This is a genomic window from Leptospira yasudae (assembly GCF_003545925.1).
Classification (GTDB): domain Bacteria; phylum Spirochaetota; class Leptospiria; order Leptospirales; family Leptospiraceae; genus Leptospira; species Leptospira yasudae.
This window is the reverse complement of record NZ_QHCU01000001.1, coordinates 117526-130780: the sequence shown is the minus strand read 5'-3', so window position 1 is coordinate 130780 and position 13255 is coordinate 117526. Positions and strand designations below refer to the sequence as shown.

Genomic DNA, 13255 nt, shown 5'->3' with positions numbered 1-13255 from the left:
TTATACTCCTCTTTAAAAGTAGAAATATTCAAATTAGCTTGATTGTACCGTACTGAATGTTGTAAAATCTTACGGATAAGGATTTCAGTATGGAACATAAACACATGCATCATCATTCTGTAAAGTCGGTTGAAAATTTACCACCCGAATCCTCGAACATAAATTCGAAAATATACACTTGCAGTATGCACCCGGAAATCCGAAGAAACGAGCCGGGCGATTGCCCTATTTGTGGAATGAGGCTCGTATTACAAAAAGGGAATTCCAAAGAAGAGGATGAAGCCGAAGTGCGCTCATTAGGACGCAAACTTTATTCTTCAATACTTCTAACGATACCCGTGTTCTTTTTGGCTATGGGGGAAATGTATTTTACATCTGCGAACTTTACGAGTCTCAACGGTTGGATTCAATTAATTTTAGGAACAAGCGTCTTATTGGGACCAGGTTTTTTCCTAATCAAGAAGGGTTTTTTATCTTTTAGAACTTTAAACCTAAATATGTACACTTTGATCACCATAGGTGTCGGATCTGCTTACGGCTATTCATTGTTTGCAATCTTATTTCCGGATCTCTTTCCGGAGACGGCGAAAATGCACGGAAAGATCGGGTTATATTTCGAAGCCGCTTCAGTGATCCTTACTTTGGTCATATTGGGCGAGTATTTACAAGCACGGGCACAACGTAGAACGGGAGATGCTATTCAGGCTTTGTTAAGTTTGGCCCCGAAGAGTGCACATCGAATAGAAGCCGGTAAAGAAATTGAGATTGCGGTTGATGAGATTAAAATTGGAGACCATCTGAGAATCAAGCCGGGTGAAAAGATTCCGATTGACGGTGTCGTAATAGAGGGCTTTAGTTTTGTCGATGAGTCTATGCTGACCGGCGAACCTATACCGGTTGAAAAAAGAGTTCGCGATAAAGTATTCGGAGCGAGCACAAATCAAACCGGTAGTTTTATTATTCAGGCGGAGCGCGTTGGCGCGGAGACAATCCTTTCACAGATCATTCATATGGTGGAGGAAGCACAGCGGTCGAAGGCTCCGATTCAGGCCCTTGCGGATAAGGTCGCCGGTTTCTTCGTTCCGATCGTGATCCTAATTTCCGTTATCACATTTTGCGTTTGGTATTTTTTCGGACCGGAGCCGGTCATTGCGAACGGAATCTTAAATTCTCTTTCGGTATTAATTATTGCGTGTCCATGTGCGTTGGGTCTTGCGACACCGATTTCCATCATGGTCGGGGTCGGAATTGGTGCACGAAATGGAATTCTAATCAGAAATGCGGAAGCATTAGAAAAAACGGGAAAAGCAACCATACTCTTTACGGATAAAACAGGAACACTTACGGAGGGTAGACCCAGAGTTACCGATGTAATCCCTGTTATGGGAGTAAAGGAGGAATATCTACTGCAATTGGCGAGCTCTTTGGAGCAAAAGAGTGAGCATCCGATTGCAAGGGCCATTGTTCGTAGAGCGGAAGAATCGAATTTAAAATTTCTCCCGAGTCAAAATTTCTCTTCTTTAACCGGAAGAGGAGTCAGCGCAAAAATAGAAGACCTTACGGTCTTTGTAGGTAAGAAAACCGGATGGGAAATAAACACTGAACCAATTGCCAAAGAATTACAATCCAAAGAAGAAGAGTTCCTTTTGAATGGGAAGACAGTCATTTGGGTTGCTGATGAAAAACGATGGTTAGGAATCATCGCAGTCACCGATCCAATTAAATCCACAACCAAGGATGCCGTCTCCAGATTGAAAACGTACGGGATTCGAATTTTAATGTTGACGGGGGATTCGATTTCTACTGGAAAAAAAGTTGGGGATCAGGTCGGGATTTCGGAAATATATGCGGGTCTTAGCCCGCAAGACAAAAGGGACATCGTTAAAAAATTTAGATCTAAAAATGAAGTTCTCCTTGTTGCCGGAGATGGGATTAACGATGCTCCGGCTCTCACAGAAGCGGATGTTGGGATTGCAATGGGTTCCGGTACCGATATCGCGATTCAGAGCGCAGGAGTTACTTTAGTGAAAGGGGATTTATTAGGAATATCGAAAGTGATTTCGTTAAGCCATGCGACTATGCGGAACATTAAACAAAACCTTTTCTTCGCGTTCATCTATAATTTCTTAGGCGTTCCCATTGCGGCAGGTGTTTTGTATCCATTCTTTCATATTTTATTGTCTCCGCTGATTGCCGGTGCCGCAATGAGTTTAAGTTCTGTTTCCGTAATAGCGAACGCATTGAGACTTTATAAAGAGAAAATATAAAAATAGAAGGTCGGCGCCCGGTATTCGGTAATCAGAGGTATTTATGCCCATACCAACTTCTATTCGATATAGTTTTTGCCCTTTCATTACTGTGAAAACCGACTGAAATAGGAAAACCGGCTCCGCTACTTAAAAAGAAAATTCAATATTAGAAGATTCTTTCCTGGAATTTGAAGTTACATCGTAAGTTCAGAAATAGCACGATGTTCGCATTCTCTTAAGTATTGCTCTTCGAATTGGCGAATTTCAAATGCGATGGGTTGGAATAGCGGACTGAATTCTATTTTCTCTCCATTTACAACGGCTTCACGATACCTGCTCGGTGAGGTATTTGTCGCATAGAGAAAAAATCTTTGGAAAGTGGACATTCCATTGAATCCGACGGCCATGCAAATGGACAAAATCGATCTTGAGGGTTCGTCAATCAACATAGACATCGCTTCCTTTAGGCGGAAGTAATTCACGAAGGTATTGAAATTAGTTCGAAGATGACGATTTATGAATGCTGATAGTTGATGCACACTCAAGCCCATTTCTTCCGACAAAGTTGGAAGTCTCAAATCTTCGTCCAAGAAAATTCGCTCATGGACGAATAGATCATACAGTTTAAACATGATTTTTTCATTGTCTAAGTTGACAAGGAGATCGATACCGGTCGCTTTTTTGAACTCGAAAGATTTCGGTAATGACTCGAATTCCTTTTTTGGAGGAGTAATTATAAGTAAGTTGCTGAAAAGAAAAATAGGGAGGACAATGTAGATAATTCCTCCGACAAGAGTAATCGTGTAAGAATACGGATTCGGAATCATCAGTTTGAGTTTTTCGACAGCTATTAAAGCGATCAGAAAATACATCAAATTTAAAGCTTTTCGAGCGTAATGATTTTTTAAATAAACTTGAATGTACAAGCAGTATAGGATTAGAAAGGTAATCGAAAAACCGTTTAAAGTCGAAAAAAGGTTCGGGAGAATTTTGGGTTCGGTATTATACCATAAATATACCAAAGCCACACTTAATGCCAAAGAAATACAGCCGATTAAAGCAAGTTCCTGATTGAAATCCGATTGAGTGTTTTTTCTTTTTTTTGATTCGGAGTATTCGAACGATTCTTTGCAAACAGTGTAAATCAAAATCGTTCCGGAAACCGTAGAAAAGGAATAAAGAAAGTTTAATATATAGGATAACATCTGGTTGGAAAAAATAGACTGACTCGAAAAAATTATCAGGTTTAATCCGATGAATATTACTATCAAAGCTTGTTTCTTTTGGAACGGCCTTTGTTTTTTAAAATAATAAATGGAACCTAATGTAATATATTGAATCGCACTTGCATAATAAATATCGCAGGGCATGGAAACCTCTCAAACAAAAAAAGTAAATATAGATTCTTTTGAATCCTGTTTTGAATTATTTCGAGTAAATCGAAAATACGGATCGTAAAACTCTACTTGGTTCCGATTTTCGGATTGGATCTATAGATAAATCTTTCCGAATTTATCGAGCATCTCGTTGCAAGTCGATCCTCTTCGATCGAATCGAAGTAGAGTTTTTTAGTTTATAACAATTTCTTAGACAACTAACATACTTTTCCCTCTTTCAAAATCCTGATTCATCATTTTAACGCGTAAACACATAGGTGGCGCCGCTTCCGCCGGCTCCCTCGTTATCCGTTGCGCCCGTTGGTATATTGGTTGCACCGTTGCAAATAATCGCATTGGCTGAATCCTCTCCCATTGCTCCAACGGCGATAAGCTCACCTGAAATGCTGATTGATTCCCCGAAACGGTCGCTTGCTTCCGTGTTCTTTCCTTTTATGTAGGACTGCCAGACCCAAACATTCGAATCCCTACGAAAAACATAAACTGCGCCCGCGCTGAATGCCGAATCGTTGTCGTTTGCTGGACCAAAAGAGGGTTGCGGATTGTGAAGGCTGATTCCTCCTCCACCTCGTTCGAATGGGGCAGAGATCGCGATAAAGCCGTTATCGATTGCAACTTTGTATCCGAATTGGTCGCCGCTTTCTGCATTGGGAGCCTTCAAATACGCTTCGAAAGCCCAAGTGCTCCCTGTGCGGCGAAAAACGTAGGCTGCTCCTGAATTGTTGGCTGAGTCGTTGTCTCCCGCCGGGGTTAAATTTGGTCCCAGAGAATTTGAAATTGTAGTCTGATTACTATCTTCGATAGGAGCTCCTACAACAAGAGTGTCTCCGTCGATTGCGATCGATTTTCCGAATTGATCAAAAACTTCTGCATTCGGGGCTTTGATATAAGATTCAATTTCGGCATTCAATGCATCGGCCGAAAGATTTAACGAAACCGTAAACGATTTGGATGAATTCGATGCGGTTACTTGATACGTTGTTACCGGCAATGCGGAGGCTGGGCTCCCGGTAATCGTACCGGTCGTCGGATTCATAACTAATCCTGCCGGTAAGGGCGGGGTTATCGAAAAATTCGACAAATCGCCTTGGATATCGGGACTAATCGGAACGACCGGAACATTTTTTACAAGTCGATACGACGAAGTCGGATAGTTAAACGAAAGTTGCGGAGATCCGTCGTTGTTTGGCGACTCTTCGGAAGTCTGCGGAACTCCCAAAAGCATTAACGCGGGATCGTTATCTTTTTCATTCGGAAGACATTCGCAAAAAGCGATCCCGAATAATAAAAGATGTATAAGAAATAAAAACTCGGCGAGCGAACTAAAGCGCAAAAGGAAATATTTCGAATACTTCCGCGATATCGTTTTAACTTCCTCGGGTTCAAGACACGAACGATTTGCCATCCTAAACTTTGAATTTGTTTCTTTTAATAGATCCTTCATGCAACACCCTTCTTTCTATTTAATATACGATTTATATTGCTTAAAATATTATTGCTTGGGCAATAAAAATTAGAATTCAATCCTTTTTCCTAAATCGAAATGTGTTCCTGTTAAGGCACGCATGTGCCATCGTATTCGTAAGCTCCAATGGAATAACCGAAGGATCCGGATGGAACCGGAGTAGGCGGTATATTTGTTGATCTAGTTAACACTCGAATGTCGCGTAAGTAGGCTTGGGAAAGCGGAAGCGGATAACCTGGATCGACTCCGCCGTAAACCGAACCGCATCTTGAATTTGAATTCAATAACATGACGTCCAGATTGCCTGTCGGAGTCGCGAAAAGGGGATCATGATTAAAATTCAAAGCGGTTAAATTAGTTATCGGTGTCATACAAAAGATCGAATCTCTTAAACTTGATGGCTCCGGACCGCAAAAGCGGAAGTTGCCGGCGGAGGTCGTAACGGGTATATTGCATCCGAAAAGGTTATTCCCGCGGACGTTAGATAGTGTGTTTACACTATTTGTGCCATAATTTAGGCAAATCTGATTGCTCGCCGCCGAATTCGCAATGACCTGATTGTTAACGACATTTACATTCAGAAATCCGGTGGATTGCTGTTGAATGCCGTAAGAACGAGTAGCTCCGTTTCCTCCATAGATGGTGTTGTGTAAAACGTAAAAATTAGGCGAGTTGATAGACAACGCTTGGATTCCAAAAGAAGTTGTAGTGGAAACGGCCGGTGTTCCGTTCAAATGAAATGCGTTGATGATATTATTCGCAATTACCAAAGACTGAGTCGTATTGTTCACTGTATTGTTAATCAGAATTCCTATGGAAGAATCTAAGCCGTCGTTGATGTTTACATGCGAACCGCCGCTGATCCGGTTATTTTGTATGAGCCCTTGCGTTCCGTTTAATATTCGCATGCCGACTGACATAGAATTGCCGCTACCACCCAAAACGTAATTTCCGGTAGCGCGAAAAGATGGAGATACGTTTGATGCGTAGATACCCGACCTTACGATCATGAGTGCATAGGGGGCCGCTGAATTCGTACCTAAAATGATATTATTGTCGATCGTGATTGAATTCGGTCCTGTAGCTACGTTGTTCAGATGGATTCCGGTTGAAACTCTGTTATTCGAATTGGTGATGATCGTAAATCCTTGTACAAGCACGTCGGAATTCAGAGTCATGGCGCTACCTGAAATCGGAGTGCAAGATGTCGCATCATTAGAGCCGCACCCGCCAACTCCTATATCGTCCCGTATTATCGTCTGAAACGTTGTGGTATTTCGAGATTGAAAATCGGTACTAAATCCACCTAAAAGTTGTAATCTATCGATCAAAAGAATCCTATCGGGAATTGTTGCTATCGAATAAGTTCCCTGAGAAACCAAGACAAAACAAGAAGATAAAACGTTACACTGTGAAACGGCGTATTGTATATTAGCACAAGCAGTTGCAACGGAATTACAAGCGCCCGCGACAGCGCCTCCCGCACTTACGTATTTTATCTGATTCGTAACTGCGTAGCTATTCGGTCGCGAAGGATTAAAAACGCGGTTTGTTCCGGCTTCCGTACAACCAGCAAGCTGTATGCACTGTCTAAGACCTGCATTCCAGTTCACATTGGGTCGAACGGTAAGCCTATTACCGCTATAGTCTGCTGGGACCAAAGGTAGGGCGGAAGCGCTTAAATCCGCCGAACAAGTTCCGGGTGGGGCTACGAAAGAACAACTCATGGGTGTAAGCGGTTTCGAAAAAGTGATAATCAAGTTATCGTTCGGTCCTATTGCAGTTTGGTCGATAGGGAAAGTATGGATTTGACTTAAGCAGTTTACATTTAACGTAACTGGTGCCCCGTTGATTGTTCCGATGGAAGCGGGAAGCGGTTCTAGGATACAATCATGCATATTTGGTCTTGTTAAGATTGTTGCTGAATACGAGCCCAAATCCGGAACTTGCGCCGAAAATTCATAGGTCCCATCGGAGGAAATATTTAGTGTATCGACTGACCCATTTCGAACCGAAAGAATTCCTGTCGCTCCTGTAGAAATTCCAAATACGTTAAGATTTAAGGGAAAAAATTTCGTTCCACAATTGATCTCGACGGTATTGTGATTGGGACTAAGAATTCCCGCAGGATTGGTAATCACGCAAGTTTGGCTCGGCGTAGTAACGGGTTGGGAAAAAATCGAAATTGAAAATTCGGAATATTTCGTTTTCATTTTTGGGAATTCGAAGTCCCCGTTTTTACTAATGGTTAAGCTTTCTGAATCTTGATTTGAGATCGTAAAATTCGCACCGCTCGCAAGACCTTTTACTTGAACTCTAAGCTTCATTGGAGTTAAAGCATTTGTCAGAAAGTTAGAGAAAATCATGGTATCTATAAAAAGATTTCCGTCGGGTTTTCGGATGCAATTGGAAACTAGAAATAAACTTAGAGTTAAAAGCAAAAGGATGCAACATTTATGCTTATTAGACTTATGCATAGTTTTTATGTTCAGTTATCTTTGGAATAGAAACTTGATGACTTTAGCTTAGTTTAATTTTAAGAACTTGGATTCACTCTTTATAGATTAGGATGCCTTGAATTATCGAGAAAAGGGGAAATTGGCTTCCTAAGAATAAGGCATGGCCGAACAATCCTTCGAAATCGTCTAACCCAAAAAGTGCATACTAAATCCTTCGGTTTGATGCGAATCTATTGTTTTACTTGTGCTATCGCAAGAGGACAAAATTTCGAATCAATCCTTGAAATCGAAATCGATACGCAAATGGCTGAAAAATTAAAAACAAAACAATTTTCTCGGAATCGAATAGCCGAACGAAGGGAAGAATCTAAAGGTAGCTTTTAAAATTCGTTTTGTTTTTTAAAAACAAAAGAGTTTAATAATTATAAAGAGAACTCAATTTTCTAATCTATTGGAATGCATAAGTACGAAATATATGTTAGTGAGTGATACTTAATAGTAGGATAATAAATTCCTGAAAATTCCAAGGCGTGTTGTCCTAGGAGTTCCCACAAAGTTCCTATAGTTTCTCTGAATTAAAATCAATTCGATCCAATTCTAAGTAATAAATGAATGCGAGCCGTAATCGATATTCCGAATCTATAAATTAACAGAATCGAAACGATTCAATAATCATTAAAATATTTTTCGATTCACTTAGGGTCTTATATTTGTTCGTCTGATTTTCTCTTTTGGAATCCTGAAGGATAGCTCTGAAGGAACTCGTCAGCTGCATAAGACGATGTCAAAAAGAAACTATGTTGCATGGAAATTGAGTCCACATCAACTGGAAAACCGAGTCCAGTCGATGTAGTCGATCTAAGAGACTGTTTATTCCGGGATTGACGTACACTTATTTTTTTACTAAAGGTAAGTCGTAAACCGCGTCAATACCTTCCATCTTCTCTCGTGTCGCTTTCAAAATGATCTTACCGGAACTAGGAACGTTGGAAGCCGGACAGAAAAAATGATCGGAACGGGTTTGGCATTCCAACTTTTGTTCTGATTTTCCTTGAATAATTTTTGCCTGAAGCTTGCCGTTTTTTGTTGAAGGGTTTTTAAATTCGATATCTAAAAGATACACCTTCAAACCCTCCTTTAATAGAACTAGCTCGGTATGAAAGCCGCCCGGCATCCGAATCGTTCCTCCATTTGGACCCGCTTCGTGTTCTCCGTGCGCAAATAGGCTATAGCTTGCGAAAATAAGAGTAATCGATAACGCTAACTTTGCAATTTCGACTCTTGGAAAAGCTACCTTAGTAAAGGTAGCTTTGATCTTGCAGCTTGGATTTACTTGATTCATTGATTTGTTTCTCCTGTTATCGTTCGACTACCGTGCTTGTAGAAACTGGATATCCGCATTCTTCGATTAGACTCGCGAGTTTATTCTCAGGAAGGATACTGTCAACTCGGACTGTCTGACTTACTACATCCACGCTAACTTGAACATTTGGGTCAATTGTTTTGATCGATTTGCTGATCACATTTGCGCAACTTCCGCACGTCATATTCTCTACTTGAAATTCTACCATAAGATTCTCCTTGTGCGACTTTTGAAGCCGATCTTGTAATCCAGCTTAAACCTTCCCACGAGGGTAAGGTCAATAGCCGATAAAGATTTTTTTTCTTTTTTTTTACTGGATTCCGCGATCCTATCTCTGGACATCCTGCCGGTCGTAGGTTTCAGAAAAGAGACTGCAGCACAGGATCTGTTTTCAAGTTAGAAAGGAACGAAGAGATTTAAAAGAGAAAGGTATTAAATTGTTACCGGTGTATTTACCGTTCCATGACAGTAATCGTTTGGAGGAACTGAATTAATTTCTTTAGCTGATTTTCCAAATGCATTGAAAGCAGTTACAATGATCTTATAAGGCTGAAAAGTTTCCGGAGAATAGAAGATAAACCGATCCGGAAAGAGCGGATTAGGCGTTGATTCTTGCAAAATAAAATTATCCACAGTCAACCCATCTGTACTGAGGGTCATGATACCGGGTCTTCCGAGATATCCTTTTACGGAAGTTGGCGCGGGAGGTGTGTTTCGAAAAGAAAAATAGACTTCGATTTTTTGGGTGCCTTGTGTACACGACCAATCAGTGGTCTGCACGGTTAAATCGTTTAGGATCAAAGGACTTGCGGCTTTTGATTCCGGTTGAGAAATGGGGTTTCCACCTATTAGATCGAATAGGTCGGTGAAGGAATCGGTTTTTACCGCTTCTTCTGCGCAAAATAACCCGAAACTCATTGATAAGAGAATTACCAGCATATTCAGAAAAACTGGAGCTGTTTTTTTTCCGGTGAGTCCGAAAAAAATTATTCTTTTGGTATCTTTTGATCTCATATTACGAGCAGTTCATAGTAAATTTTTAGAACGGTTCTAAGAAATCGAGACAGGCTATCGGGGCCGATTGTATCCTCGGTTTGTCTGATTCTAAATAATTTAAAATATTATTAAGTACTAACATATCATTCATATTTTGAATAATTTTTAGTTCGATCCGATCTTAACATTGATCTTAAACCTTCCCACAGGGGTAAGGTCAATAGCTGGTTTTAATTTTTTTTATTTTTCAGATTTTTTTTGCTCCCGGTTCATTAACCTTCCCATAGGGGAAAGCTTTAAAATCCGGAATGAAATATAAAATTTATTTTCCGAGATAGAATGAGAGGGCCGAAACTTTGGAAAAAAGAAGGTTTTAGATTCTTCATTTAACGGGAGACGGGAGCTTTATCTCACGATTCCTTGGCTCTTCGGAAGGGGAAAAGGAAAAATCATTTTAACGAACAGGGGCCATAGTGCGATCCGATCTTTTCTTACGTAAAATCGATACACAGACTAACGAAACGAGAAGATGGTGAACGATGCGAATCTCGGAAACCTTTCAGAAGAATCGGGAATCGGCGTGAAGCAATTTCGTCATCACGAATCGATCGGTTTGATTCTCGAGGAAAGATAAATGGATTCAGGTTATGGGATGTATTCATCCGATGGCTTATGTATTCTAAGATTCGTAGAGCGTTCGACGTATGAGTTTCGGTCTTTTCGAAATTCAAAACCCGGTGATTCTTTGGAAATACGAAAGTCGCGCAAGCTCGGATGTTGAAAAGCTTGCGCTCACACAGTTGAAACCGTAGAAACCAAAATCGTTGAGTTGCAGAAAATGGTAGCGATGCCGAACATCTCACCCCCAATTGCCAAGGCGATCATCGACCGAGCTACCGATTCTAAAAACACTTTCCAACGAGATTCGTTTAGAATTACAATTTGCACTTCTGATTCGTTCGGATTTTGGGAACCCTCAGCTTCAAATTTCCTAACAGTTATCGGGTAGACGCTGATTTCTAAATTAAAGAAGTCAGCGTCTAAATTAAGGAACTATAATCTTTTGCGTTTTGAAACTATCAAAAAAACCGCCGGTGGTACTATCGAGTATTCGATAAGAGTTTATGTTGATACAAGCATCAGTGTATGTTAACGTATTCAAAGTTTGCTTTGCAATAGAATAACTTCCGATCGGAACTGGGTTACCATCAAGACCGTGCTCAATGAAAGTAAAAGGAATCGGGGTATTTCCGCCAGAAGGTGTGGAAGTAGTTAAATCCAGATAGAAATAGTCTTGAATTGATGTAGTCGTATCTTTTGCAATAAATTCTAACAGATTTCCATTCAGAGTAACTTGAATACAATGACCCGTACAGTTTCCGATCGTAACCGGAGCAGCTACCGCTCCAAAACAAGGGCCATTTGGAGGATTCGGGGGAACTGAATTAATTTCTTTAGCTGATTTTCCAAATGTATTCGAAGCAATTACAATGATCTTATAAGACTGAGCGGTTTCCGGAGAATAGAAGATAAACCGATCCGGAAAGAGCGGGTTAGGCGATGATTCTTCCGAAATAAAATTACTTACAGTCAGTCCATCAGAACCAAGAGTCATGATGCTGGGTCTTCCTATATATGCCCTTACGGAAATCGGAGAAGGAGGCGCGTTTTGAAAGGAAAAACGTACATCTATTTTTTGATCGTCTGGGGTACCGGTTCTATATGTCGTTTGGACACTTAGATCGTTTAGGATTGGACGATTCGGATCAGGATTTGGATTCGGATCGGGATTTGGATTCGGATCGGGATTTGGATTCGGATCGGGATTTGGATTCGGATCGGGATTTGAAAGTTTCCCTAAAAGATTTATTAGATATCCGAATGAATCACTACTATTGGTTTTCTCTCCGCAGAACGTTCCAAAGCTTACGAAGATCAGAATTATTAATATCTGTATAAAGTTAGTGCGCATGATTTTATTATTCTCCTTTTTGATTTTTCAATATATTGAAAAATACTAATATAAAGATTGTCAGATGGAAATCTGAAAGTTGATTCCGAAGATCTGCGATAAACCTTCTATGTTTAGAGGTGCATAGTAATGATAACCTTGAAGAAAGTCTGCTCCTGCTTCGGAGGCTATTTTTTCGCACTCTTCGTTTTCGACGCCTTCTATAACGACTCTCTTATGCATGGTGTGCATGATTTCGACGACGGAACCGAGCAGTTTTCTTTTGGAGGGACATCGTAAGGCTCCGCTCAAAAGATTCTTATCGATTTTGACGATATCGGATTGAATTTGATCCAATCTCGAAAAATTTGAATGTCCTTTCCCAAAATCATCGATTGCAATCTGAAACCCTTGAAAATGAAGAGTTTCGGCTTGTTCGCAAAATCTGCGAAATTCCCCGCTGTTCATGTTTACTGAAGTTTCCGTAATCTCGATTAAGATCTGGTCCGATTTAATCCTGTATTGGTTAACGGTTTCCAGTAAGACTTCGCTGATGTCTTTGTGAATCAATTGAATTGGAGAAAGATTGACCGTAAGTTTACAATCTTCTTGAATGACTGCAAACTTTAGGAGATTCGAAAATTCTCTGACTGCGTTTCTGATTACCCATTCGCCTAATTTTAGAATTAGGAGAGATTTCTCGGCCAATGGAACAAATAATTCCGGACTAATATTTCCTTTGATCGGATGATTCCATCGTGTTAGCGTTTCCAAATATTCGATTTTTTTGGTTCTTGCATCCAATATAGGTTGGTAATTTAAGGAAAATTCTTTCTTGAAATTTGCGATTTTCAAAGCGAAAATCACCTGAATTTCTTTTTCGAGTCCATTCACAATATAGTGACTGTGCGGGTATTTGCTGGCTTTGATTAGAGAATCCGTTAGCTTATTTCGGATTTCGATAAAGGGTTCGTTTTTTTCCCTTACCAAATATGATCCAATCGAAATTTTAAAGAAAAAGTCGTTTTCCTTATAACGAATTGGATGGTTCATCATGGAAAGTAACTGAGAAGGTAGAAGGCTTAAATCGGGTTTCTCAACATTCATAGGTAAAAGGATTAGAATTCTACTTTCGTAGAATTGAAACATTTGCATTTCCGTCTTAGTTAGAAAATGTATCGATTCTAAAATAAATCTGAGTGCCTCGCCATAGAGTTCCTTCTCTTGCTCGGGGAATTGATGATGACTGAATTGAACTTCGATCAAATAAGCAGCGATAAGCGGGTCTTCCAAATCGTTCTGCAATTCTTTTATGCAATCTTCTATTTCTTTATTTGATAAAGCGTCATGACTTGGATCCGTTAGTGAATGATTG

9 protein-coding genes are annotated in these 13255 nt (G+C 40.2%); 1 reads left to right on the top strand and 8 read right to left on the bottom strand.

Features of this window, described 5'->3' with window-relative positions; all coding sequences use genetic code 11:
• Positions 1-89 precede the first annotated feature (89 nt).
• Positions 90-2267 carry a copper-transporting P-type ATPase gene (locus DLM76_RS00545; protein WP_241548153.1) on the top strand — a complete coding sequence of 726 codons (2178 nt, stop codon included), beginning with the start codon at positions 90-92 and terminating at the stop codon, positions 2265-2267.
• 176 nt (positions 2268-2443) lie between these two features.
• On the opposite strand, the gene DLM76_RS00540 is transcribed toward DLM76_RS00545, so the two are convergent.
• The 8 genes from DLM76_RS00540 to DLM76_RS21505 all read right to left on the bottom strand — a co-directional run bounded on the left by DLM76_RS00540 (position 2444) and on the right by DLM76_RS21505 (position 12933).
• Entirely contained in the window at positions 2444-3619 is a 1176-nt protein-coding gene (locus tag DLM76_RS00540) for an AraC family transcriptional regulator (protein WP_118956375.1), read from the bottom strand.
• 265 nt (positions 3620-3884) lie between these two features.
• Complete coding sequence (locus DLM76_RS00535) at positions 3885-5090, bottom strand: putative Ig domain-containing protein (RefSeq protein WP_118964089.1); 1206 nt, start codon at positions 5088-5090, stop codon at positions 3885-3887.
• A 110-nt stretch (positions 5091-5200) separates the two neighbouring features.
• A complete protein-coding gene (locus DLM76_RS21425; protein WP_147455770.1) occupies positions 5201-6289 on the bottom strand; it encodes a hypothetical protein in 1089 nt (362 codons plus the stop codon).
• A gap of 2173 nt (positions 6290-8462) precedes the next feature.
• Positions 8463-8912 (bottom strand): hypothetical protein, encoded by a 450-nt coding sequence (locus tag DLM76_RS00525; RefSeq protein ID WP_118964087.1) that lies wholly within the window; start codon positions 8910-8912, stop codon positions 8463-8465.
• A 16-nt stretch (positions 8913-8928) separates the two neighbouring features.
• Positions 8929-9141 (bottom strand): heavy-metal-associated domain-containing protein, encoded by a 213-nt coding sequence (locus tag DLM76_RS00520; protein ID WP_118956379.1) that lies wholly within the window; start codon positions 9139-9141, stop codon positions 8929-8931.
• A 224-nt stretch (positions 9142-9365) separates the two neighbouring features.
• Positions 9366-9947, bottom strand: coding sequence for a hypothetical protein (locus DLM76_RS00515; RefSeq protein ID WP_147455769.1), 582 nt, complete (start codon positions 9945-9947; stop codon positions 9366-9368).
• A gap of 1027 nt (positions 9948-10974) precedes the next feature.
• Positions 10975-11901 (bottom strand): hypothetical protein, encoded by a 927-nt coding sequence (locus DLM76_RS21420; RefSeq protein ID WP_147455768.1) that lies wholly within the window; start codon positions 11899-11901, stop codon positions 10975-10977.
• Positions 11902-11961: 60 nt separating this feature from the next.
• On the bottom strand, positions 11962-12933 hold the full coding sequence (locus DLM76_RS21505) for an EAL domain-containing protein (protein WP_241548180.1): 972 nt from the start codon (positions 12931-12933) through the stop codon (positions 11962-11964).
• Positions 12934-13255 lie beyond the last annotated feature (322 nt).